Origin of the sequence: Stenotrophomonas acidaminiphila, assembly GCF_001431595.1 — a bacterium.
GTDB lineage: Bacteria > Pseudomonadota > Gammaproteobacteria > Xanthomonadales > Xanthomonadaceae > Stenotrophomonas > Stenotrophomonas acidaminiphila.
Map to the genome: position 1 here is coordinate 24134 of NZ_LDJO01000022.1, position 21712 is coordinate 45845.

Genomic DNA, 21712 nt, shown 5'->3' on the forward strand with positions numbered 1-21712 from the left:
GCCTTTCCTTGTTTGGCCGTTTTGAGGCCCGGCAGGCATGCAACAAAACAGCCCAGTCAGGGGTAGTATTTCAGCTATCTTCTGGACAGCGGTGACAGCAAAGGAAGCGCCCCAAGGCAAAAGGGGTCCTTCCTCGCCAGAATCCAATGCGGGGGGCGACAGCGCGGCGCTTTTTTAGCGTCAGGGCGCGGGCAAGGTTACCAGTCGGCAGGTTACCGGCCCCGGTTACCACCCCGGCGCACGGTTACCACCCCACCAGAATCTTCATTCACCCAACCCGCCCGGCGGCAACGCTCGGCGGGTTTTGCTTTTGGGACTTCCACTTTGAACACGCTCAACGTCGAATACCGCAAGGTCGAGGCGCTGATTCCCTACACGCGCAATCCGCGCACGCACGCCGATGGTCAGATCGCCAAGATCGCGGCCAGCATCGTCGAGTACGGCTGGACGAACCCGATCCTGGTCGATGGCGACAACGGCATCATCGCCGGGCACGGGCGTCTGGCCGCAGCCCGCAAGTTGGGGTTGGATCAGGTGCCGGTGATCGAACTGGCTCAGCTGACCGTCGCGCAGAAACGCGCGCTGGTGATCGCCGACAACCGGCTGGCGCTCGATGCCGGTTGGGACGAAGCGATGCTGGCGCTGGAGTTGGCCGACCTGTCCGAGGCCGGGTACGACCTTGCGCTGACCGGCTTCGAGGATACCGAGATCGAGGCACTGCTCGCCGGTGATGTGCTGGACGCCGATCCTGATACCGAGGCGGAACCGGACGCTGACGAGCCGGACGCCGCCGATGAGGTGCCGGACGCTCCCGTCATGGCGGTATCCCGTCCGGGCGACGTCTGGGCCATCGGTGCGCACCGCCTGATCTGCGGCGATGCCACCGACCGGGCCGTGGTCGCTGCGCTGATGGACGGCGACACCGCGCGGCTGTGCTTCACCTCGCCACCCTACGGTAACCAGCGCGATTACACCTCGGGCGGCATCACCGATTGGGACGGCCTGATGCGCGGCGTGTTCGCGCACTTGCCGATGGCGGACGACGGCCAGGTGCTGGTCAACCTCGGGCTGATCCACCGCGACAACGAAGTGATCCCGTATTGGGATGCGTGGCTCGGCTGGATGCGCCAGCAGGGTTGGCGGCGCTTCGCGTGGTACGTCTGGGATCAGGGGCCAGGGATGCCGGGCGACTGGCAGGGCCGACTGGCCCCGAGCTTCGAGTTCGTGTTCCACTTCAACCGCGAGGCCCGCAAGCCCAACAAGATCGTGCCCTGCAAGCACGCCGGACAGGAATCGCATCTGCGCGCCGATGGCTCGTCCACGGCGATGCGGGGCAAGGACGGCGAAGTCGGCGGCTGGACGCACAAGGGCCTGCCCACGCAGGACACGCGCATCCCCGACAGCGTGATCCGCGTGATGCGCCACAAGGGCAAGATCGGCCAAGACATCGACCACCCCGCAGTGTTCCCGGTGGCGCTGCCGGAGTTCGTCATCGAGGCATACACGGATGCGGGCGACCTCGTGTTCGAACCCTTCGGCGGCAGCGGCACGACGATGCTGGCTGCCGAGCGCACGGGCCGCATCTGCCGCAGCGTGGAAATCGCCCCGGAATACGTGGACGTCGCGCTCAAGCGCTTCCAGCAGAACCATCCCGGTGTGCCGGTCACGCTGATCGCCACCGGCCAGTCCTTCGAGCAGGTCGCCGTCGAGCGTCTGACCGAAGCCGAGGAGCCGGTATGAACTGGCTGGCCGACAAGATCGAGCAGTGGCCAACCGCCAAGCTGCTGCCCTACGCCCGCAACGCGCGCACCCACTCCGACGAGCAGGTGGCGCAGATCGCCGCCAGCATCGCGGAGTTCGGATTCACCAATCCGATCCTCGCAGGCAGCGACGGCATCATCGTCGCGGGTCACGGACGGCTCGCCGCCGCCCAGAAGCTCGGGCTGGAGATCGTGCCGGTGGTCGTGCTCGATCACCTGACGCCGACCCAGCGCCGCGCACTGGTCATCGCGGACAACCGCATCGCCGAGAACGCGGGCTGGGACGACGCGATGCTGCGGATTGAACTGGAAGCCTTGCAACTCGAAGGCTTCGATCTGGACATCACCGGCTTCGACGCCGATGCGCTGGCCGAACTGATCGCGGGCGACGAATCCGACAACGAGGGCCAGACCGACGAGGACGCAGTCCCCGAGGTCAGCGAGACGCCGATCTCCCGCCCGGGCGATGTGTGGGTGCTGGGCCCACACCGGTTGCTGTGCGGCGATGCCACCGTCGTCGAGGATTACGACCGATTGATGCAGGGCGACGTGGCGGACATGGTCTTCACCGATCCACCGTACAACGTGAACTACGCCAACAGCGCCAAGGACAAGATGCGCGGCAAGGATCGCGCCATCCTCAACGACAATTTGGGCGACGGCTTCTACGACTTCCTGCTGGCGGCATTGACGCCCGCCGTGGCGCATTGCCGGGGCGGGATCTACGTGGCGATGTCGTCCAGCGAACTGGATGTGCTGCAAGCCGCCTTCCGCGCCGCCGGTGGCAAGTGGTCGACCTTCATCATCTGGGCCAAGAACACCTTCACGCTGGGCCGCGCCGACTACCAGCGCCAGTACGAGCCGATCCTCTACGGATGGCCCGAGGGCGCGCAACGCCACTGGTGCGGCGACCGCGATCAGGGCGATGTGTGGGCGATCAAGAAACCGCAGAAGAACGATCTGCACCCGACGATGAAGCCGGTGGAACTGGTCGAGCGGGCCATCCGCAACTCCAGCCGCCCCGGCAACGTGGTGCTCGACCCCTTCGGCGGTTCCGGCACGACGCTGATTGCCGCAGAGAAGTCAGGCCGCATCGCGCGGCTGATCGAACTCGATCCGAAGTACGTGGACGTGATCGTGCGCCGGTGGGAGGACTTCACCGGCAAGCAGGCTATCCGCGAGGCGGCAGACCAGGAGGTGTGCGCCAGTTGAATGGCTGGCGGGGTTGATTGGCTTCTTCTTCCTCGGCAATGCGCCGCAGGATTTGCATCGTGGCGAGATCGCGCGGCAGCGCCAAGCACATCACGCGCACGGCCTGTTCGATGGAGACATCCTGACGCCGGTTGGCAATCAGCCAACGCAGCGCCTGTTCGCGTTCGGCGGCGGGCGTGTTCATCAGGCGGCCTGCTCGTCGCAGATGTCGCAGTGGATCACAAAGCCCGTCAGGTAAGGCAGCCCGCGCGGGATGCCGTAGTCCTTGCTGGTCTGGCGGCCAATCGTCCAGCACATCCACTTGGTGGTGGCTGCGTCGATGGCGTCCTGCAGGGTCTTGCCTTCAAAGAGCCCGTTCTGCACGTCGTCGGCAAAGTGGCGGCCGTGGCGGCTGTCGAGGAAGATGCGCACCGATTCGAGGGGCTGGCCGGTGGCGTTCGAGATGGCGGTTATGGCCTGCGGCCACGCGGTTTCGGCGTGTTCGTTCATCGTGCCCCAAAATCCCCAGTCGGTGTTTTGGGTGGCGGGGATGTGGTTGGTGGTCATGGTGCTTTCTCCTTCGGGTTGATCGTTGCGACACCCGTAGTAACGCGCTGCTCAAGCAAGAAGCCAAGCTATTCCTGGCCTCCTGCTTGATGTTTTTTCATTGGGCGGCGCGGACGCGCATCAGCTCGGCTTGCGCGGTGGCGATCATGTCCAGACGCACGTTGCTCGGGACGTAGGTGGCGAGGTGCCCGAGCGCCCAGTTGAGCACGTTGGCCTTGTCCTTGATGTCCTCCGCGCCCTCGTAGCGGGCGATGTAGTGGTCGAGTTCGGCCAGGGCGCGCTCCAGCGTGGCGCGGGCGTTGGCCAGCGCGTCGTGGCCGCTGCGGGTGGCGTATTCGATCTCGTAATCGGCTTGGGATTTCATGGTGCGTTCTCCTTGGGGTGGTTGCTTGCGACACCCACATGAACGCGCTGGTGGCGAGAGAAGCCAAGCTATTTCCTGCCTCTCTCGCCATCATTTTTAGGCGATGCGGTAGACCCGCTCGCCGCCCTGTGGCTTGTCCGACGTGATGGTCAAGCCGAGTTTTTTCTTGAAGGCTCCGGCAAAGGTGCCGCGCACCGTGTGCGCCTGCCAGCCGGTGGCGGTGCAGATCTGGCCGATGGTTGCGCCCTCGGGGCGTTGCAGCATCCGGATCACTTCGGCCTGCTTGCTGTTGTCCCGAGTGCGGGGCTTGGCCTGTGCGGGCGTCGAATTCTTGGCCCACTCGGCCTCACACGCGGCCACGTCGGCCTCCAACTCGGCGTCGGTGGTCTGCGCTGCTGCGGTGGCCTCCGGCGCGTCCTGCGCCGATTCGGCGTTGGCGATGATCGCGTCGAGGTTTGCCTCGAATTTGGAGATGCGCGGGCGCTTCATGCCCAAGGCGTCGTAGCCCTCGGCGGCGACGCACCAGCCCTCGCCATCGGGCGTGATCAGGGCGCGGTTGAACAGGCCGTCGAGCACCTTCTTGCGTGCGCCGCCTTTGATGTTGTCGGGGAACCATTCGATCTTGCCCGCGCTGGTGTTGATGGCCTTGGCGAGGATGGCGTGCTGGGCCGGGGTGAGTTGGGTGGTGGTCATGGGCTGCTCCTTCGGGGTGGTGGATGACGATGTGATGAACGCGCTGTTCGGGAGTGAAGCCAAGCGCCCAGTGATGGATAAGGGGGCTTGGCTTCGTTGCTTTCCGATCAGTCCTTGGCGATCTCCGCTTCCGTGGGTTCCGGCAAAGAAATCCCGACCTCGACGCCCGCCTTGAAGGCCGCTTCCAGCGCGTCCCGGATGCACCACACCGCCGTGTCGTGGAAGTCCAGGCTGTCGGCGTGGCGGGTTTCCAAGGTGTCGATGCCCAGGTGCTTCTGGGCGATCAGGGTGAGGATGGTGTCGATCAGGCTCATGGCGTGGTCCTTTCGGTGTGTGGTTGGCGTGACGTGATGAACGCGCTGTTCCCGATGGAAGCCAAGCTCAATCCGAAGGAATGAAGAACAAATGATTGAAGAAGGTGACGATGGGACTCTCGATTCGCGCCTACGCGCGCCACCGTGGCGTGTCGCACGTGGCCGTGAAGAAGGCCATCGACACGGGGCGGATCACCGCACTGCCTGACGGCACGATTGATCCGGATGCGGCGGACGCCCAGTGGGCACAAAACACATTGCAGCCGCGCCGTGCCGCTGCGCAGGAGCAGGCCAGCAGCCCGAAACCCCGCCGCGCGCCCGCGACTGCTGATGCCACGCCGCAACGCGGGGCGTCCGAACCGGGCACGCCGCCGTTGTCAACCGGTGGGACGTCGCTTCTGCAGGCGCGCACCGTCAACGAAGTGCTCAAGGCCCAGCTCAACAAGGTGGAGCTGGCACACCGCAAGAAGGAACTGGTGGATCGGGCGCAGGCCGTGGCGCACGTTTTCAAGCTGGCGCGCATTGAGCGCGATGCCTGGCTCAACTGGCCTGCGCGCATCTCGGGGCAGATGGCCTCTGCACTCGGCGTCGATGCGCACCAGATGCACGTCGCGCTGGAAGCTGCCGTGCGTGAGCACCTGATCGAGTTGGGCGAACTGCGCCCGCGTGTGGATTGACGATGGACGATTACGAAGGCGCACAGGAGATCGAGCGCGCGTGGCGTGACGGCTTGACGCCCGATCCGCTACTCACCGTGTCGGAATGGTCGGATCGCCACCGGATGCTTTCCAGCAAGGCGTCCGCCGAACCGGGCCGCTGGCGCACCGCCCGCACGCCGTACCTGAAGGCGATCATGGATTGCCTGTCGCCAACCTCGCCGGTCGAGCGTGTGGTGTTCATGAAGGCGGCCCAGCTTGGCGCAACCGAGATGGGATCGAACTGGATCGGCTACGTCATCCACCACGCGCCCGGGCCGATGATGGCCGTGTGGCCGACGGTGGAGATGGCCAAGCGCAACTCGAAGCAGCGGATCGACCCGCTGATCGAGGAGTCGGCGGCGCTGGCGGAATTGATCGCGCCCGCACGCAGCCGGGATTCGGGCAACACGATTCTGGCCAAAGAGTTCCGGGGCGGCGTGCTGGTGATGACCGGCGCGAACAGCGCGGTGGGCCTGCGCTCGATGCCGGTGCGCTATCTGTTCCTCGACGAGGTGGACGGCTATCCGCTGGACGTCGAAGGAGAAGGCGACGCGATCTCGCTGGCCGAAGCCCGTACACGCACCTTCGCGCGCCGCAAGATCTTCATCGTGTCGACGCCGACGATTTCGGGGGCCTCGGCCATCGAGCGCGAGTACGAGGCCTCAGATCAGCGTCGCTACTTCGTGCCGTGTCCGCACTGTAACCACCCACAGTGGCTGCGTTTCGAGCAACTGCGCTGGGACAAGGGCGCGCCGGAAACGGCGGCCTACGTCTGCGAGTCGTGCGATACCGCGATTGCCGAGCACCACAAGACGTGGATGCTGGAGCACGGCGAGTGGCGCGCGATGATCACCGATGGCCAGGGCAAGACGGCAGGCTTTCACCTGTCGTCGCTGTACAGCCCGGTGGGCTGGCGTTCGTGGCGCGACATCGCCGCCGCGTGGGAAGCGGCCGTCAACAAGGAATCGGGATCGGCCGCCGCCATCAAGACCTTCAAGAACACCGAGCTCGGTGAGACGTGGGTCGAGGAAGGCGAAGCGCCAGACTGGCAACGGCTGGTCGAGCGCCGCGAGGATTACCGCATCGGCAGCGTGCCGCTGGGTGGTCTGCTGCTGGTGGGTGGCGCGGACGTGCAGAAGGATCGGATCGAAGCCTCGGTCTGGGCCTTCGGGCGCGGCAAGGAATCGTGGCTCATCGAGCACCGCGTGCTGATGGGCGACACCGCCCGCGACACGGTGTGGAAGCGCCTCGCTGAAATGCTGGCCGAGAGCTGGACACACGCATCTGGCGCGGCGATGCCGCTGGCGCGTTTCGCGCTGGATACCGGCTTTGCCACGCAGGAAGCCTACGCCTTCGTGCGGGCCTGCCACGACCCGCGCGTGATGGCGGTCAAGGGGGTGCCGCGCGGCGCAGCCCTGATCGGCACACCGACTGCTGTTGACGTCTCGCAGGGCGGCAAGAAGCTGCGCCGGGGCATCAAGGTGTACTCGGTGGCGGGCGGCATCGCCAAGCTGGAGTTCTACAACAACCTGCGCAAGAGCGCCGATTTCGGCGAGGATGGATTGACCTCGGTGTTTCCCGCTGGGTTCGTCCATCTGCCGAAGATCGACGCCGAGTTCATCCAGCAGCTCTGCGCCGAACAACTGATCACCCGCCGCGACCGCAACGGCTTCCCGGTGCGCGAGTGGCAAAAGGTGCGCGAGCGCAACGAGGCGCTCGACTGCTACGTCTACGCCCGCGCGGCCGCATCCAGCGCAGGACTGGATCGCTTCGAGGAACGCCACTGGCGCGAACTGGAGCGACAACTGGGGATGGCCAGTTCGCCACCCCCTGAAACAACAACTGAATCACCCACTGAGGCCACCCCACGCGGTGGCCTCGCTGTTTCCGGCAACCGCAACCCCGGTCGGCGCGTGATCAAAAGCCGCTGGCTGTCCTGACACCCGAGGAGAAAACATGAGTCTTGCTACCCGTATCGAAAGCCTGGTCATTCGCGTCGCGCAGGAATTCAACGATGTGCGCGCCAAGGCGGGCAACCTCGCCAACCTGACCACCACCGACAAGTCGAATCTGGTCGCGGCCATCAACGAACTGAAGGCGGCCGTGGTGTCCTCGGCGGTGATCGACGACGCCAACATCGCCACCACCAGCACCTATTCGTCCAGCAAGATCGTCACGCTGCTCGATGCACTGAAGTCAGAAATTCTGGGCGGTGCAGACGCCGCCTACGACACGCTGGTGGAAATCCAGCAACTGCTGCAGAACGGCACCAGTGGTCTGGATGCTTTGCTCGCCGCCGTCAACAACCGCGTGCGCTTCGATGCCGCGCAAACGCTCACTGCACCCGAGCAGGCACAGGCACGCAGCAACATCGGCGCGGTCGCGGCCAGTGATGTCGGCAACACCGACACCGACTTCGTCGCCGTATTCGAAGGCGCGCTGGTCTGATGAGCCTCGCCACCCGCATCACGGCGCTGGCCAGTCGCATCGGTCTGGAGGTCAAGACCAAGATCGACGCCACCCATCCCGGCTTGGCTCGGGCGTGGGTGTGCTTCGGCTACGTCGGCAGTCAGATTGTCGTGCGCTCCTCGCACAACGTGGCCAGCGTCACCCGGACGGCAGCAGGTCGCTACCGCGTGACCTTTGCCGCTGCCATGCCCGATGCCAACTATTGCTGGACGGCGCTCGCCCGCAGCAGCACAAACAGTGGCATGCAGCGCATTGCCATCGTGCGATCCACCTCCGACCAGAAGACAGCCCAGTACGTCGACATCAGTTGCGCCACCACGTCCGCATCGTTCGACGACTCCTCTGAAATCAACCTCACGGTGTTCCGCTGATGGCTTACACACAAGCACACCTCGACGCGCTGGAACTGGCGTTGGTCAAGGGAGAAAAGCGCGTGACCTTCGACGACAAGACCGTCGAGTACCGCAGCGTCGATGAACTCCAGGCCGCCATCGCCGCGGTCAAGCGCGACCTGTTCGAACAAGCCGTGGACACCGGCCTGTGGCCCGGTGCGCCGCGCCAGATCCGGGTCACCACCGGCAAGGGGTTCTGAGATGGCGTGGTACTCCAAATTCCGCAGCTTCTTCGGGCAGTCGCCCATCCACGAAGCAGCCGGGCGTGGTCGTCGTTCGATGGCGTGGATGCCGGGTAACCCTGGCGCGGTGGCCGCGATGCTGGCCACATCCAACGAGCTGCGCGTCAAATCGCGCGATCTCGTGCGCCGCAATGCGTGGGCCAATGCCGGAATCGAAGCCTTTGTCTCCAACGCGGTCGGCACCGGCATCAAGCCACAGTCGATGGCCAAGGATGAAGCCTTCCGTGCCGAGGTGCAGGCGTTGTGGCGTGACTGGACGGAACAGGCGGACGCCACCGGACAGACCGACTTCTATGGGCTGCAGGCGCTGGCCACCCGCGCGATGTGCGAAGGCGGCGAGTGCCTGATCCGGCTGCGCCCGCGCCGCCCGGAAGATGGACTGGCCGTGCCGCTGCAATTGCAGTTGCTCGAAGCCGAACACCTGCCGCTGAATCTCAACACGGAACTGCCTTCGGGCAATGTCGTGCGCTCGGGCATCGAGTTTGATGCGATGGGTCGTCGCGTGGCCTATCACCTGTACCGCTCGCACCCCGAGGACGGCCGCCTTGCGCCGATGTCGGGGCAAGGCGGATTCGACACCGTGCGTGTCGATGCGCGGGAGATCATCCACCTTTACCGCGTGCTGCGCCCCGGCCAGATCCGGGGCGAGCCGTGGCTGGCGCGGGCGCTGGTCAAACTCAACGAACTCGACCAATACGACGACGCCGAGCTGGTGCGCAAGAAAACCGCTGCGATGTTCGCGGGTTTCATCACGCGCCTCTCGCCCGAGGACAGCTTGCTCGGCGAGGGCATTGCCAATGATGCGGGCATCGCGCTGGCCGGAATGGAGCCGGGCACGATGCAAATCCTCGAACCCGGTGAGGACGTGAAATTCTCCGATCCGGCGGACGTGGGCGGCAGTTACGCCGAATTCCTGCGAGCGCAATTCCGCGCCGTGGCTGCCGCCATTGGCATCACATACGAACAACTGACCGGCGACCTCTCCGGGGTCAACTACTCGTCGATCCGGGCCGGGATGCTGGAGTTTCGCCGTCGCACCGAAGCCATCCAGCACGGCGTGCTGGTGCATCAGCTCTGCCGTCCGGTCTGGAATGCGTGGCTCGATCAGGCGGTGCTGGCAGGCAGCCTGACGGCTCCGGGCTATGCCCGCCGACGCCGCGAGTACACCGCCTGCAAATGGATTCCGCAGGGCTGGCAATGGGTCGATCCCGAAAAGGAATTCAAGGCGATGTTGCTGGCGATCCGCGCAGGTCTTATCAGCCGCTCGGAAGCCATCTCGGCCTTTGGCTACGACGCCGAGGACCTCGACCGCGAAATCGCCGCCGACAACCAACGCGCCGATGACCTTGGCCTGATCTTCGACTCCGATCCGCGCCGCACCTCCAAGGATGGCGGCAGCGCCGAACCCAACGCGCAGGCCACCGACAGCAATCAGTCATCCGCCTGAAGGAACCCCCATGACCCTGCTACCGCATATGGCGGCGCGCATCTTTGGCGCGCCGCTGCTGATCCATCGCCCAAAACTTGAAGTCATCCTCGCCGTTCTGGGGCCACGCATCGGCCTGACGGAAAGCGGCGTGGCGATTCCGGTACCGGCTACGCGCAGCCCGCCCGCATCGGAGAGTGGCATCGCCATCCTGCCGATCTACGGGACGCTGGTACGACGCACCGTCGGACTGGAAGCCGCCTCCGGCCTGACCAGCTACCAGGACATCGCCGCGCAGCTCGATGCCGCCGTTGCCGACCCCTCGGTGGCCGCCATCGTGCTCGACATCGACAGCCCCGGCGGCGAATCCGGCGGCGTGTTCGATCTGGCCGACCGCGTGCGCGCAGTGGCACAGCGCAAACCGGTCTGGGCGCTGGCCAATGACATGGCGTACTCGGCGGCTTACGCGCTCGGGTCTGCCGCCAGTCGCTTCTTTGTCACCCGCACCGGGGGCGTGGGGTCGATTGGCGTCATTGCCATGCACGCCGACCAGTCGGTGCGCGATGCGAAGGACGGCGTTCGCTACACGACCGTCTTTGCCGGGGCGCGCAAGAACGATCTCAACCCGCACGAGCCGATCTCCGACGAGGCGCACGCCTTCCTCAAGAGCGAGGTGGATCGGATCTACGGGCTGTTCGTCGACACCGTGGCCAGCCATCGCGGCCTCACCAATGACGCGGTGCGAGCCACCGAAGCGGGCGTGTTCTTCGGAGCCGAGGCCGTCGCCGCAGGCCTTGCCGATGCCGTCGGCACCTTCGACGACCTCCTGACCGAACTCACCGCTGCAATTTCACCCCCTCCGGCGCTCGCGGTTGCGGCGCTGGGCAATTCTCAACCACCACGACTGGAGCATTTCATGAATGAACCCGGAGCTACTGCTGACCCTGGGGTTGGCGCTGATCCTGATCGCGTCGACGACGCGGCCACGCCGATGACCATCGAGGACGCGCAGGAAGTCGCCGAACTGTGCGCGCTCGCGGGCTGTCCCGAACGCATTGCCGGTTTTCTGGCAACGCGCACCCCGGCGGCCACGGTGCGCCGCCATCTGCTGACGGCGCGCGCCACCGGACAGGAGATCAACAGCCTGATCACCCCGAACGCTGCCACCTCGGCGGCGCAATCCCTCAACGACAACCCCTTGGTGCTGGCCGCTCGCGCCCGCGCCGGACTGGAGAAGTGACATGCCCGTCATCACTGAAGGCCTCAACCTCGGCGATCTTCTGAAATACGAAGCGCCCAATCTCTACTCGCGCGACCAGATCACCGTCGGCGCAGGCCAAAGTCTGCCGCTGGGCACGGTGGTGGGTCTGGTGACTGCCACCGGCAAGATCAAGCAGATCGACCCCTCGGCCACCGATGGCAGCCAATACGCCGCAGGCGTGCTGATGCAGGCCGTGGACGCCACCCTGATCGACCGCGAGGACGGGCTGATGCTGGCTCGCCACGCCATCGTCGCCGATCACGCGCTGGCGTGGCCCGCCGCCATCACCGCCGCCGAAAAGCAGGCTGCCATCGCGCAGCTCAAGAGCCTCGGCATCCTCGTTCGCAAAGGAGTCTGACCATGAACAACGTTTTCGAGAATCCCGCTTTCTCGATGTCGGCGCTGACCGCCGCCATCAACATCCTGCCCAACAACTACGGGCTGATGGAAAGCATGGGCCTGTTTCCGCCCAAGCCTGTGCGCTTTCGCTCGGTGGCCGTCGAAGAAAAGAACGGCGTCCTGACGCTGCTGCCAACGATGCCGGTCGGTGCGCCGGGCACGGTCGGTGTGCGCGGCAAGCGCAAGCTGCGCTCTTTCGCCATTCCGCACATCCCGCACGACGACGTGGTGCTGCCGGAAGAAGTGCAAGGCATCCGCGCCTTCGGCTCGGAAACCGAAGTGCAAACCATCGCCACGGTGATGGCCGAGCACCTGCAGACGATGCGCAACAAGCACGCCATCACGCTGGAGCACCTGCGCATCGGCGCGCTCAAGGGCATCATCCTCGATGCCGATGGATCGCAGTTGTACGACCTGTTCGATCTGTTCCAGATCACGCCGAAGGTGGTTAATTTTCAGCTGGGCAGCGCGGGCACCGACATCAAGAAGAAGTGCCTCGATCTCAAGCGCTACCTGGAGAAGAACCTCAAGGGCGAGCGGATGACGAGCGTGCATTGCCTCGTGTCGCCGGAGTTCTTCGACGCCTTCACCAGTCACGAGAAGGTCATCGAGGCCTACCACCGCTGGCAGGACGGCCAGGTGCTGCGCACCGATATGCGTTCCGGCTTCCCGTTCGCTGGCATCACCTTCGAGGAATACGCGGGCGAAGCCAGCGATGGCGACGACAACGTGCGCCGCTTCATCGAAGCCGGTGAAGGCCACGCATTCCCACTGGGCACGGTAGATACCTTCGCCACGTACTTCGCGCCAGCCGACTTCAATGAAACGGCGAACACGCTGGGTCAGCCGCTGTATGCCAAGCAGGAGCCGCGCAAGTTCGACCGGGGCACCGATTTGCACACGCAGAGCAATCCGCTGCCGATGTGCCACCGGCCTGCGGTACTGGTGAAGGTGCTGGCGTCCTGATGGATGTCGTCACGCTCTACGAAGCGGCACGCAATGCCGGACTGCTGACGCAGGTGTCTTTCGCCGGTGTCACCGTGCATTGCGCCTTCCGCGCCCCGGATGAAACCGTGCTCGATGGTTTCGCGCTGTCGCGGGACTACCAGATCGACTACCCGGCGGCGTGGCTCACGCTGACTGCAAGGGACACGGTCGAGGTGGCAGGCAACCGCTATCAGGTGCGCGACGTGCGCGCTATCGGCGACGGCACCGAGCGTCGCGCCTTTCTCTCCCAACTCTGAGGAACGCCCCATGAACTCCGTCCGCGAGCGCGTCTTGCGGGAGGTCGTCACGTGCCTGTCATCCGCGATTGCGCCGATCCCGGTGTTGCGGATGCCTGCCGTGCCGGTCACCCGCGAGGCCAGTCCTGCGCTGCTGCTGTTCGTCGATGGCGACAGCATCACCGCCCACGCCAACCACCTCGTCGACCGGCTGTTGATCGTTCGGCTTGCCGTGGTGGCACGCGGTGCGGATGCCTTCGACGTGGCCGATCAGGCGCTGGTCGCTGCCCACGCGGCTTTGCTGGCCGACCCGAATCTGGGCGGGCTGGCCATCGCCGTGCGCGAGATCGACTGCGAATGGGAGTTCGACGACGCCGATGCCGGAGCCGTCGCGCTGCCCGCCCGCTACGAAATCCGCTACCGCACCCACGCCATCGATCTCACCCAAACAGGATGAATTCCAAATGCACATCGAACTTGTGAAACCCCACACCCACGCAGGCCAGCGCCGCGACGTGGGCGAACGCCTCGACCTTGCTGACACCAGCGCCCGCTGGCTGATCGCGCAGGGCGTGGCCAAGGCAGCAACGCTTGCCACCGACATCAAACCCAGCCGCCGTGATGCCACGTCCGGCACTACCACCCAAGGAGACTGACCATGGCTTACTTTTCTGGACAAGGCCGCGTCTACATCGGCGCGCGCGACATCGACGGCAACCCGGCCGGACTGACTTTCGTCGGCAACGTGCCCGAACTGAAGGTGTCGCTGTCGGTGGACACCATCGAGCACCAGGAAGCGCAGTCGGGCCAGCGACTGACCGACCTGCAACTCATCAAGACCAAGAAAGGCGAATTCGCCTGCACGCTGGAAGAGCTGATCGCCACCAATCTGGCGCTGGCGCTCTACGGCACCACAACCACGATTGCGCCCGGCACCGTCACGGGTGAGCTGCTGCCCAACCCGGTCACGCCGGGCAGTCTGTACCCACTGGCGATGCAAAACGTGTCGGCGGTGCAGATCCAGGATTCGGATGCCACGCCCAAGACGCTCCCGGCCAGCCAGTACAGCGTCAATGCCAAACACGGCTCGCTGGTAATTCTGGATGCCACCACCGGCGGCCCGTACACCGAGCCGTTCACCGTTGACTACGCCTATGGCGCAGCGCAAAGCACCGCAATGTTCACCCAGCCCTTGCCCGAACGCTGGATTCGCTTCGAGGGACTCAACACCGCCGACGGCAACCGCGAGGTGGTGATCGACCTCTACCGCGTGGCCATCAACCCGGCCAAGGAGCTGTCCATCATTACCGACGAACTGCTGAAGTTCGAACTGTCGGGCCAAGTGCTCGCCGACCTCACCAAGCCGGTCGGTGGAGATCTCGGCCAATTCGGTCGTCTGGTGCTGTTGTGAGAGGTGACGTGATGGACGACTTCAAAACCTTTCCACTGGCACCGGTGGTCGTGACGCTGTCCGGTACTGCGCTGGAGCTGACACCGATCCGACTGGGCGAATTGCCACGGCTGCTAGCCGTGGTGCGCCCGCTGGCCGAAGACATCGGCACCGACCCGGACTGGATGGCACTGCTGGGTCGGCACGGTGACGCCGTGCTCGATCTGCTGGCCATCACCACCCGGCGCGAACGCGCATGGGTCAACGACCTGTCGTTGGAGGATGCGGTGCAACTGGTCGCTGCCGTGTTCGAGGTGAATGCGGATTTTTTCGTGGCGCAGGTCGTGCCGAGCATTCAGGGCGCAGCCGAGCGGCTCGCGCCGACGCTGCGCACACTGACGAACGCGGCTGGCAGTCCTCCTGGGATAGCGCCGTCGCCCGCCTGATCCGCAGCGGCCACCGTCACCCGGACATCCTTGGGTACACGTTGGGTCAGGTGAATGCCTTTCTGACTGCCGATAGCCGTCTCGAATTCGAGCGCCTCACCACCCGTTTGGCGGTCATGACCGCCGCTGCCCAGGGTAGCCGCGAGGGCATCCGCCAGCTTCAGGCCGAACTTCAGCAAGGAATGCGCGATGAAGATTGATCTGGTTGCCGAGGGCTTGCTGGATCGGCGGCGCTTCAACGTCTGGCAAGCCGATACCCATAAGGCCATCCACGCCGCTGTTGCCCGTGCAATGCGCGACAGCGGCAAAGACATGGCCACACAAGTACGCGGGGAGATGCGCGCCAGCTTCCGCGCCGCCAGCCCCAAGTTCCTGCGCTCGATGCACGCCAAGGTGTTCGACCGCAAAGCCAATGTGTTTCCGGCCCTCTACCTCGGCTCGAAGGTGCCGTGGCTGGGGCTTCATGAGCGCGGCGGAACGATTCAGGGACGGATGCTGATCCCGCTGTTGCCGCAACACCAGCGCATCGGGCGCAAGGCCTTCGCCCGGGTCATCGATGCGCTGATGCGATCCGGCAATGCGTGGTTCATCGAGAAAAACGGCCAGAAGATTTTGATGGCCGAGAACATCTCGGAGAACGCGCGCCCGCTGGCCCGGTTTCGTCGTGCCGAGCGCGAGCGCAGTGGCGCAAAGCGCATTCGGCGTGGGCAGGAAATTCCCATCGCCGTGCTGGTGCAGCGCGTGAACCTCAAAAAACGCTTCGACCTCAACCGTGCGGTGCGGGTCGAGCTTCCCCGCCTGACGGCGGCCATCCGCAAGGCAATGTCCAAGAGTTAAACGATGGCGAACAACCGCGCCCAGATTCTCATCACCGCCGTCGATCAGACGCGACGGGCCTTCCAGTCGATCAATGGCAGTCTGACGCAACTGCGCGACCAGGCCGGTCAGGTCGGTGCCGTCCTGTCTCGTATTGGTGGAGCCATCGGGATCGGGCTGGGTGTGCGCGAGCTGGTGGCGGTCGCGGATCAGTACAAGAACCTGCAGGCCCGCCTCAAGCTCGCCGTCACCTCCCAAGAGGAGTTCAACCGCGCCGACGCGGCCCTCTTTGACATTGCCCAGCGCAACCGTGCACCACTGGCGGAAACCATCACGCTCTATGCGCGGCTGGCACCATCGGTGCAGGCACTGGGGCGTTCGCAGGCGGACGTGCTGGCGGCCACCGATGCCATCGGGCAGGCGGTGTCGCTCTCCGGCGCATCCAGCGAGGCGGCAGCAGGCGCACTGATGCAGCTCGGACAGGCCTTCGCCTCGGGGCAACTGCGCGGTGAGGAATTCAATTCCGTCGTCGAACAGACGCCGCGACTGGCGCAGGCCATCGCCGACGGGATGGGCGTGCCGCTGGGCTCGCTGCGGGCACTGGCGCAGGAAGGCAAGATCACCTCGGCGGCGGTGCTCGATGCGTTGCTCAATCAGCGCGAACGCCTCACCGAGGAATACGCGAGCCTGCCCGATACGGTCGCGGGCGCGTTCACCCGCCTGAAGAACGCCTTCCAGCGCGCTTTCGGCGAGCGCGATGCCAGTTCCGGTTTGACGGCAGGACTCGCGCAAGCCATTCAGCTCGTCGCCAAGCATCTGGAGCTGCTGATTAATCTGGCGGGTGTCGTGCTGGTCGCCGCCTTTGGCCGGATGGCGGGTGCCTTCGCCACCAGCATCGCCGCTGCGCGCGCCGAAGCAGCGGCGCGACTGGCCAACCTGCGCACCCTCCAAGCCGAGGCGCTGGCACGGGTACGTGTAGCCGATGCCGCCTTGGCGCAGGCGCGGGCGCAAGGCCTCGCCAGCAGCGCACTGGTCGCCGACGCGGCGAAGGCCCGACTGCAAGCGACCGGCGCCAGTAGCGCCGTGACGCAGGCTGTTGCATCCACCACGCTGCTGGGGCGGGCGGCAGGGTTGTTGCGCGGGGCGCTGGCACTGCTGGGCGGCCCCATCGGCCTCATCGTCACCACGGTGACGCTGCTGGCGGGTGCGCTCTATTCGGCACGCAACGCCGTGGTCGAGTTCGGCGGCAAGAGCGCGTCAATCAAGCAGATCGCCGTCGCCATCTGGGAACTGGTGGTCGAGAAGGTTCTTGCGGTCGTCGACGCCTTGGGGCAACTGGTCGGTGTCAACGATCTCTCCTGGGCTCGCGTGCGCGAGGTGATGATCGGCGCGCTCACCACCATCGGCACGGCGATCCGCGCGATGGTCAATGGCGTCATCGGCGCGTTCAACGCGGTCGGCAGTGTCGCGGGTATCACGGCAGCCTTCTTCGTCGAGCGCTTCCGCAATGCCTTCTCCGACATTGGGGCACTGGCGCAGGCCTTGGGCCAGGACGTGGCCGCCGCGTTCAGCGGTGATTTCTCCATGTCATCGCTACGCACCGTCCTCGGTCGCCGACTCGAGGAGATGCATGACTTTGGCGAGGCGCTCGCAGACACCGTGCGCGACGCGGTAACGCGCGACTACGTCGGGGAAGCTGCTCAGGCCATCGCTGGCCGCATCCGGGCTGAACAAGAGCAGCCGGGCGTATTCGGTCGCGCACAACCGCCGACGCCACCCACTTCCGGCAAGAGCGCACAGGCCGACAAACTGGCCCTGGTACGGGCGCAGGCCGAGGCGGAATTCAAGCTCCTCAAGGATGCCTTGGAGCGTCAATCGCGGGCGCTGGATGCCGCGCTCGAAGATCGGTTGATTTCGCTGAAGGATTACTACGCCGCCAAGACGCGGATTGAGCAGCAGGAAATTGACGCGGAAATCCGCCGCGTACAGGCATCGCTCGCGGAACAGCAACGGCTGGTCAATACGGGCAAGGACGAATCCGCCCGCCTCAAGGCGAAGGCCGAAGTCGCCAAGGCGGAAGCCGAGCTGATCGTACTCAACAACCGGCGCAGCGACATCGAGCAGGCCAATGCCCGCGCAGCGGCGCAGGCCGAACGCGAACTGGCTGATGCCTTGGCGCAAACGCGTGAGGAACTGGCGCAGATCACCGGCACCGCCACCGATGCCGACCGGCAGGCGGCGATTGCCCGCAGCTACCGCGATCTGCGCGCGCGTCTGACCGCTGAAAGCGATGCCGACGGCGTGTCGCTGGTGGATCGGCTGATCGACGTCAAAGCCGCGCAAGCCAATCTGGCAGCGCTCGAAGCCCAGTGGCAGCAAGTCACCGAACGCCTACGCAATGCGCAGGAAGCCATCGGCATCCAGCAGCAGGCGGGCCTGCTGACCGAAGCGCAGGCGCGTCAGCAGATCGTCGCCTTGCAGCAGCAATCGGCCAGCGAGATGGAACGTCTGTTGCCGACCATGCAGCAGGCCGCGCAGGCCATCGGCCCGGACGCGGTGATCCGCGTGCAGGCGTGGCGCAACGAACTGGAGCGCACCCGTCTCACGGTCGATGAAATGGCTCCACTGTGGAACCGCATCGGCGAGAGTTTCGGCTCGGCCCTCAACGGCATGATCACCGGTGCGCAGACCTGGCGCAGCGCCTTGGCGAGCATCTTCCAGCAGGTGGCCGACGCCTTCCTGCAGCAGATCGTGATCCAGCCGTTTCAGCAGTGGATGGCGATGCAGGTGCGGATGCTGGCGATGAAGCTCGGCTTCATCCAGCAGGAACAAACCGCCGACGTGGCCGCCAGTACCGCCAAGGTCGCCCAGAAAACCACCGAGACCACCGCCGTGGTGTCGATGGATGCGGCCAAGGCCGGAGCCGGTGCGGCCGCGTCGCAGGCATCCATTCCTGTCGTCGGCCCGGGGTTGGCCATTGCCGCAATGGTGGCGATGGTCGCGGCGGTGATGGCGCTGTTGGGCGGCATCAAGAAATTCGCAGGCGGCGGTCTGGTGTCCGGCCCCGGCAGCGCCACATCGGATTCGATTCCGGCGCGACTGTCAGCAGGCGAATACGTGGTGCGCGCCGCCGCCGTGCGGCAAGTGGGCGTGGCCTTTCTCGACTCGCTCAACGGCTTGTCGGTCGGGCCACGTTTCCGTGGCGGTGAGCTGGCCTTTGCGGCAGGCGGGTTGGTGCCGGAAGTGAAGGTGCCGCCCGCGCAGCCGCAGATGAATCAGGCGGTGCGCATCGTCAACGCCATTGATCCGGGCGTCACCCACGACCACCTGCAAACGCCTGCCGGAGAGCGGGTCATCGTCAACATCATCGGGCGCAACGCACGGGCGATCCGCTCGGCGCTGAACGGCTGAATCAAGGAGCACTTCACAATGGCACTGCTGTTCATCGACGGCTTCGACCACTACGACCCGCAGGCGCTGGACGACTTCGGCGAGCCGTGGCTTGCGCGCGGCAAGGCGGCCTATCTGTCGCCGCAGGCCACCCGCGTGCAGGGGCGGCGTCCGTCGTCCTTTGCGCTGCGCCTGCCGGAAGGTTCGGGCGGCGGCTATGTCAAGAACCTGGACAGCACCAAGACCAGCCTCATCATCGGTGCGTCGATCCGCGTCGTGCCCTACGAGAACACCTACACCGAACCCTTGCTGCTGGGCGTGCGCGATGCCAACGCGCAGGTCGCGCATCTGGTGAAGGTCGGCGAGGACGGGCGACTCAAGCTCTACCGCTGGCAGTACGGCTACGAGCAGTTGATCACCACCTCGGTGACTACGGCCCCGGCGCGCGGCTGGCACTACATCGAATTGCAGGTCACCCAAGGCACCAGCAACGGGGTGCTGTCGGTGCGCATCAACGGAGTGCTGGCGATCCAGATGAGCGCGCAGAACACGATTCAGGGCGGCGGCCAGTTGCTCACCGCCTTCCTCGGGGCGATTCCGGGGCAGTCCTGCCCATTGACCCTTGATGTCGATGACTTCTACATCGCCGACACCAGCGGCACGATCAACAACACCTTTCTGGGCGACGTGCGCGTCGATGCCTTGCAGGCGCAAGCCGATGGCAGCCTGAACCAGTGGACGGTGACGCCCTCCGGCACTGCCGCGTGGGAAGCGGTCAGCGACGAGGATGAAACCACCTTTATCACCGCGCCCAGCGCCGGGCTGCGCCAGAGCTTCGATGTCGCGCCACTGCCGGTGATGGCCACACCAGCGGTGTTCGGCGTGCAACTGACGATGCTCGCGCGCAAGACCGATGCGGGCTTGGGCAAGTTGAAGGGCCTTGTGGTCAGTGGCGCGCAAACCGCCGTCAGCCCCGAGGTGATCCTGCAGGAACAGCAGGCGTGGCAGTGCGCGCTGTTCGAGCGCAATCCGAACGGCAACGTGCAGTGGACGGAGGCCGCCTTCAACGCCGCCGAGTTCGGGGTGGAATCGGCATGACGGATCGCCTCATCACCCGGCACGTCACGGAGACTTCAAGCCAGCCGGTGCCGGGAAGCGAACTGCCGGAGTTTCAAGGTGAGGTGCTGTCGCTCGCCGCCTCAGGCAGCCTGACCGCTGAACTGGCCACCGAAACCGCCAGCGCACCGTGGCCACCGGATCGTGCCGCGACGTGGCTGGCCGAAGTGCTGGCCAAGCCCTGGCCGCCGCTGATTGGGCCGGTGTTCGTGGTCGAGGTGCTGCGCCGGGACACGGCATCGAGCGCCATCGTCGCCACCGGCATGGATGCCTTTGGCGATACGCCGTGGCCACAGGCGCAACGCGGCGTGTTTGCCTTCCGCCATGACTGGGTCGAGCCGCTGGTCGAAAGGCTGGCGTGGCAGACCAGCGTGACGCGGCTGGCCAGCGGCAACGAATCACGCCAAGCCCGCCGCAAGGTGCCGCGCCGCACGCTGACCTATCAGGTCGGCAATGCGCGCCCGAGCGATGCGCTGGTGGCCGACTGGCTGGCCGACCATCTGGGCCAGCGTGCGTGGTGGCCGCTGCCGCAGCACGCCGTGCCGCTGACCGCGCCCGCCGAAGCCGGTGCGCTGGCCCTCGATGTGCTGGAGGCTGACTGGCGGCACTTCGTGCCCGCACGCGCCGATCTGCTGCTCGACTGGAACGGCGTACAAGGCTGGCAAGGCGACGACATCTGGGCGCTGCTGATCGCACCGGATGGTTGGCAGCAGGTGCAGTTGAGTCAGGTCGATCCGGATACTTTGTGGCTCACCGAACCCTTGGCTCGTCACGCGCCGCTGGGCAGCAGCGTGCTGCCGCTGGTGTGGGGTCGCGCGCTTGATCCTGCCGATCTCACCCAATGGGTGCCGGGCATGGTCGGCGGCAACGTGGTGGCCCAGCTCGAACCAGCACCGCCGCCCGATGCCGATCTGCTCCACGACCCGTGGCTGGACGATCTGCCGGTCTGGCCCGATGGCAACTGGCGGGACGATCCGACCGCCGTGGCCTCGGCCACCATCATCCGGCAGGATTTCTCGCCTGCCGACGCGTGGGTGCGCCGCGACGATCCGTGGGCAACCACGACTTTGCAGCGGCGCTATCTGGCGAACGGCCCGGATGAGATTGAAATCTGGCGCGCGCGCCTGTGGGAAACGCAGGGGCGACTCAATGCCTTCTGGCTGCCCGATGGCTTGGCTCCGATCTTATGGGTGACGGCGGATGCCGATCCGGACGATGGCTTCATCCGCGTGGATGGCAAAGATGCCTCTGCGCAATTTTCCGCCTTCTGGCATCGCCCCGCCGCCTGCCTGATCGTGCATCAGGACGGCTATCAGCAGTACGCCATGACGGCAACCTGCCATCTGGACGGCGACGCGGTGCTGGTGCTGCGCTCTGGCCTCGACGACTGGGTGCCCGCAGGCAGCCGAATCATTCGCCTCGCCCGTTGCCGCCTCGACCACGACGCCATCGACCTGTACTGGCACAGCCCGACCTTGGTGGAAATCACTCTGACCGCACGCCAGTTGCCCGAACCACGCGGCAACGACCGCATCACCTACGAGCCCGCCTGACC

26 protein-coding genes are annotated in these 21712 nt (G+C 65.6%); 21 read left to right on the forward strand and 5 right to left on the reverse strand.

What is annotated here, in order from left to right; translation table 11 throughout:
- Positions 1-324 precede the first annotated feature (324 nt).
- Together ABB33_RS06780 and ABB33_RS06785 are read left to right on the forward strand one after the other, a co-directional pair.
- Positions 325-1740 (forward strand): site-specific DNA-methyltransferase, encoded by a 1416-nt coding sequence (locus tag ABB33_RS06780; RefSeq protein WP_056931600.1) that lies wholly within the window; start codon positions 325-327, stop codon positions 1738-1740.
- The gene (locus ABB33_RS06785; RefSeq protein ID WP_056931601.1) at positions 1737-2972 is read left to right on the forward strand and encodes a site-specific DNA-methyltransferase; all 1236 of its coding nucleotides are present in this window, start codon (positions 1737-1739) and stop codon (positions 2970-2972) included. The genes ABB33_RS06780 and ABB33_RS06785 overlap by 4 nt, the downstream gene beginning before the upstream one ends.
- Here the strand turns inward: ABB33_RS06785 and ABB33_RS18145 are convergent.
- From ABB33_RS18145 to ABB33_RS06805, 5 genes are all read right to left on the reverse strand, one after another.
- A complete protein-coding gene (locus ABB33_RS18145; protein ID WP_049247001.1) occupies positions 2932-3156 on the reverse strand; it encodes a hypothetical protein in 225 nt (74 codons plus the stop codon). The genes ABB33_RS06785 and ABB33_RS18145 overlap by 41 nt on opposite strands.
- Positions 3156-3518: a hypothetical protein gene (locus ABB33_RS06790; protein ID WP_056931602.1), complete on the reverse strand. Its 363-nt coding sequence runs from the start codon at positions 3516-3518 to the stop codon at positions 3156-3158. The genes ABB33_RS18145 and ABB33_RS06790 overlap by 1 nt, the downstream gene beginning before the upstream one ends.
- Before the next feature lie 97 nt (positions 3519-3615).
- Positions 3616-3882 (reverse strand): hypothetical protein, encoded by a 267-nt coding sequence (locus ABB33_RS06795; protein WP_056931603.1) that lies wholly within the window; start codon positions 3880-3882, stop codon positions 3616-3618.
- Positions 3883-3978: 96 nt separating this feature from the next.
- Positions 3979-4575 (reverse strand): DUF3489 domain-containing protein, encoded by a 597-nt coding sequence (locus ABB33_RS06800; protein WP_049247008.1) that lies wholly within the window; start codon positions 4573-4575, stop codon positions 3979-3981.
- Between the two features lie 107 nt (positions 4576-4682).
- Positions 4683-4889, reverse strand: a complete 207-nt coding sequence (locus tag ABB33_RS06805; RefSeq protein WP_049247010.1) for a DUF6900 domain-containing protein — start codon at positions 4887-4889, stop codon at positions 4683-4685.
- A gap of 104 nt (positions 4890-4993) precedes the next feature.
- Here ABB33_RS06805 and ABB33_RS06810 point away from each other — a divergent pair, with 104 nt between their 5' ends.
- The 19 genes from ABB33_RS06810 to ABB33_RS06895 are packed head-to-tail and all read left to right on the forward strand — an operon-like array spanning position 4994 to position 21710.
- Positions 4994-5566 (forward strand): elements of external origin, encoded by a 573-nt coding sequence (locus ABB33_RS06810; RefSeq protein WP_225546749.1) that lies wholly within the window; start codon positions 4994-4996, stop codon positions 5564-5566.
- Positions 5567-5568: 2 nt separating this feature from the next.
- Entirely contained in the window at positions 5569-7527 is a 1959-nt protein-coding gene (locus ABB33_RS06815; RefSeq protein ID WP_056931604.1) for a phage terminase large subunit family protein, read from the forward strand.
- 16 nt (positions 7528-7543) lie between these two features.
- A complete protein-coding gene (locus tag ABB33_RS06820; RefSeq protein ID WP_056931605.1) occupies positions 7544-8035 on the forward strand; it encodes a hypothetical protein in 492 nt (163 codons plus the stop codon).
- Positions 8035-8427 (forward strand): hypothetical protein, encoded by a 393-nt coding sequence (locus ABB33_RS06825; RefSeq protein ID WP_056931606.1) that lies wholly within the window; start codon positions 8035-8037, stop codon positions 8425-8427. The genes ABB33_RS06820 and ABB33_RS06825 overlap by 1 nt, the downstream gene beginning before the upstream one ends.
- Complete coding sequence (locus ABB33_RS06830) at positions 8427-8648, forward strand: phage head-tail joining protein (protein ID WP_056931607.1); 222 nt, start codon at positions 8427-8429, stop codon at positions 8646-8648. The genes ABB33_RS06825 and ABB33_RS06830 overlap by 1 nt, the downstream gene beginning before the upstream one ends.
- Position 8649: 1 nt before the next feature.
- Positions 8650-10137, forward strand: coding sequence for a phage portal protein (locus tag ABB33_RS06835; protein WP_056931608.1), 1488 nt, complete (start codon positions 8650-8652; stop codon positions 10135-10137).
- Positions 10138-10147: 10 nt separating this feature from the next.
- Complete coding sequence (locus ABB33_RS06840; RefSeq protein WP_056931609.1) at positions 10148-11356, forward strand: S49 family peptidase; 1209 nt, start codon at positions 10148-10150, stop codon at positions 11354-11356.
- Position 11357: 1 nt separating this feature from the next.
- Complete coding sequence (locus ABB33_RS06845; RefSeq protein ID WP_056931610.1) at positions 11358-11735, forward strand: head decoration protein; 378 nt, start codon at positions 11358-11360, stop codon at positions 11733-11735.
- Positions 11736-11770: 35 nt separating this feature from the next.
- Positions 11771-12742 (forward strand): major capsid protein, encoded by a 972-nt coding sequence (locus ABB33_RS06850; protein WP_248842449.1) that lies wholly within the window; start codon positions 11771-11773, stop codon positions 12740-12742.
- The gene (locus ABB33_RS06855) at positions 12742-13020 is read left to right on the forward strand and encodes a hypothetical protein (RefSeq protein WP_056931612.1); all 279 of its coding nucleotides are present in this window, start codon (positions 12742-12744) and stop codon (positions 13018-13020) included. The genes ABB33_RS06850 and ABB33_RS06855 overlap by 1 nt, the downstream gene beginning before the upstream one ends.
- A gap of 10 nt (positions 13021-13030) precedes the next feature.
- Positions 13031-13456 carry a hypothetical protein gene (locus ABB33_RS06860; RefSeq protein WP_056931613.1) on the forward strand — a complete coding sequence of 142 codons (426 nt, stop codon included), beginning with the start codon at positions 13031-13033 and terminating at the stop codon, positions 13454-13456.
- A 7-nt stretch (positions 13457-13463) separates the two neighbouring features.
- Positions 13464-13655, forward strand: a complete 192-nt coding sequence (locus tag ABB33_RS06865; RefSeq protein ID WP_056931614.1) for a DUF7210 family protein — start codon at positions 13464-13466, stop codon at positions 13653-13655.
- A gap of 2 nt (positions 13656-13657) precedes the next feature.
- Positions 13658-14410 (forward strand): phage tail tube protein, encoded by a 753-nt coding sequence (locus tag ABB33_RS06870; RefSeq protein WP_056931615.1) that lies wholly within the window; start codon positions 13658-13660, stop codon positions 14408-14410.
- An 11-nt stretch (positions 14411-14421) separates the two neighbouring features.
- Positions 14422-14835, forward strand: a complete 414-nt coding sequence (locus tag ABB33_RS06875) for a DUF6631 family protein (protein ID WP_056931616.1) — start codon at positions 14422-14424, stop codon at positions 14833-14835.
- 50 nt (positions 14836-14885) lie between these two features.
- Positions 14886-15035 (forward strand): hypothetical protein, encoded by a 150-nt coding sequence (locus ABB33_RS18510; protein WP_211260865.1) that lies wholly within the window; start codon positions 14886-14888, stop codon positions 15033-15035.
- Positions 15025-15672, forward strand: coding sequence for a DUF6441 family protein (locus ABB33_RS06880; protein ID WP_056931617.1), 648 nt, complete (start codon positions 15025-15027; stop codon positions 15670-15672). Before ABB33_RS18510 ends, ABB33_RS06880 begins: the two co-directional genes overlap by 11 nt.
- A gap of 3 nt (positions 15673-15675) precedes the next feature.
- Positions 15676-19062 (forward strand): tape measure protein, encoded by a 3387-nt coding sequence (locus ABB33_RS06885; protein WP_056931618.1) that lies wholly within the window; start codon positions 15676-15678, stop codon positions 19060-19062.
- An 18-nt stretch (positions 19063-19080) separates the two neighbouring features.
- Positions 19081-20139, forward strand: a complete 1059-nt coding sequence (locus ABB33_RS06890) for a hypothetical protein (protein WP_056931619.1) — start codon at positions 19081-19083, stop codon at positions 20137-20139.
- Positions 20136-21710 carry a hypothetical protein gene (locus ABB33_RS06895; protein WP_056931620.1) on the forward strand — a complete coding sequence of 525 codons (1575 nt, stop codon included), beginning with the start codon at positions 20136-20138 and terminating at the stop codon, positions 21708-21710. The genes ABB33_RS06890 and ABB33_RS06895 overlap by 4 nt, the downstream gene beginning before the upstream one ends.
- Positions 21711-21712 lie beyond the last annotated feature (2 nt).

What these genes read in the sequence shown, in the direction of transcription:
- ABB33_RS06835 (WP_056931608.1), top strand. Translation starts at nt 8,650, where the DNA reads ATGGCGTGGTACTCCAAATTCCGCAGCTTCTTCGGGCAGTCGCCCATC.
- ABB33_RS06860 (WP_056931613.1), top strand. Translation starts at nt 13,031, where the DNA reads ATGAACTCCGTCCGCGAGCGCGTCTTGCGGGAGGTCGTCACGTGCCTG.
- ABB33_RS06845 (WP_056931610.1), top strand. Translation starts at nt 11,358, where the DNA reads ATGCCCGTCATCACTGAAGGCCTCAACCTCGGCGATCTTCTGAAATAC.
- ABB33_RS06850 (WP_248842449.1), top strand. Translation starts at nt 11,771, where the DNA reads ATGTCGGCGCTGACCGCCGCCATCAACATCCTGCCCAACAACTACGGG.
- ABB33_RS06885 (WP_056931618.1), top strand. Translation starts at nt 15,676, where the DNA reads ATGGCGAACAACCGCGCCCAGATTCTCATCACCGCCGTCGATCAGACG.
- ABB33_RS06830 (WP_056931607.1), top strand. Translation starts at nt 8,427, where the DNA reads ATGGCTTACACACAAGCACACCTCGACGCGCTGGAACTGGCGTTGGTC.
- ABB33_RS06805 (WP_049247010.1), bottom strand. Translation starts at nt 4,889, where the DNA reads ATGAGCCTGATCGACACCATCCTCACCCTGATCGCCCAGAAGCACCTG.
- ABB33_RS06795 (WP_056931603.1), bottom strand. Translation starts at nt 3,882, where the DNA reads ATGAAATCCCAAGCCGATTACGAGATCGAATACGCCACCCGCAGCGGC.
- ABB33_RS06865 (WP_056931614.1), top strand. Translation starts at nt 13,464, where the DNA reads ATGCACATCGAACTTGTGAAACCCCACACCCACGCAGGCCAGCGCCGC.
- ABB33_RS06890 (WP_056931619.1), top strand. Translation starts at nt 19,081, where the DNA reads ATGGCACTGCTGTTCATCGACGGCTTCGACCACTACGACCCGCAGGCG.
- ABB33_RS06875 (WP_056931616.1), top strand. Translation starts at nt 14,422, where the DNA reads ATGGACGACTTCAAAACCTTTCCACTGGCACCGGTGGTCGTGACGCTG.
- ABB33_RS18145 (WP_049247001.1), bottom strand. Translation starts at nt 3,156, where the DNA reads ATGAACACGCCCGCCGCCGAACGCGAACAGGCGCTGCGTTGGCTGATT.
- ABB33_RS06815 (WP_056931604.1), top strand. Translation starts at nt 5,569, where the DNA reads ATGGACGATTACGAAGGCGCACAGGAGATCGAGCGCGCGTGGCGTGAC.
- ABB33_RS06870 (WP_056931615.1), top strand. Translation starts at nt 13,658, where the DNA reads ATGGCTTACTTTTCTGGACAAGGCCGCGTCTACATCGGCGCGCGCGAC.
- ABB33_RS06820 (WP_056931605.1), top strand. Translation starts at nt 7,544, where the DNA reads ATGAGTCTTGCTACCCGTATCGAAAGCCTGGTCATTCGCGTCGCGCAG.
- ABB33_RS06840 (WP_056931609.1), top strand. Translation starts at nt 10,148, where the DNA reads ATGACCCTGCTACCGCATATGGCGGCGCGCATCTTTGGCGCGCCGCTG.
- ABB33_RS06825 (WP_056931606.1), top strand. Translation starts at nt 8,035, where the DNA reads ATGAGCCTCGCCACCCGCATCACGGCGCTGGCCAGTCGCATCGGTCTG.
- ABB33_RS06800 (WP_049247008.1), bottom strand. Translation starts at nt 4,575, where the DNA reads ATGACCACCACCCAACTCACCCCGGCCCAGCACGCCATCCTCGCCAAG.
- ABB33_RS06855 (WP_056931612.1), top strand. Translation starts at nt 12,742, where the DNA reads ATGGATGTCGTCACGCTCTACGAAGCGGCACGCAATGCCGGACTGCTG.
- ABB33_RS06785 (WP_056931601.1), top strand. Translation starts at nt 1,737, where the DNA reads ATGAACTGGCTGGCCGACAAGATCGAGCAGTGGCCAACCGCCAAGCTG.
- ABB33_RS06895 (WP_056931620.1), top strand. Translation starts at nt 20,136, where the DNA reads ATGACGGATCGCCTCATCACCCGGCACGTCACGGAGACTTCAAGCCAG.
- ABB33_RS06880 (WP_056931617.1), top strand. Translation starts at nt 15,025, where the DNA reads ATGAAGATTGATCTGGTTGCCGAGGGCTTGCTGGATCGGCGGCGCTTC.
- ABB33_RS06790 (WP_056931602.1), bottom strand. Translation starts at nt 3,518, where the DNA reads ATGACCACCAACCACATCCCCGCCACCCAAAACACCGACTGGGGATTT.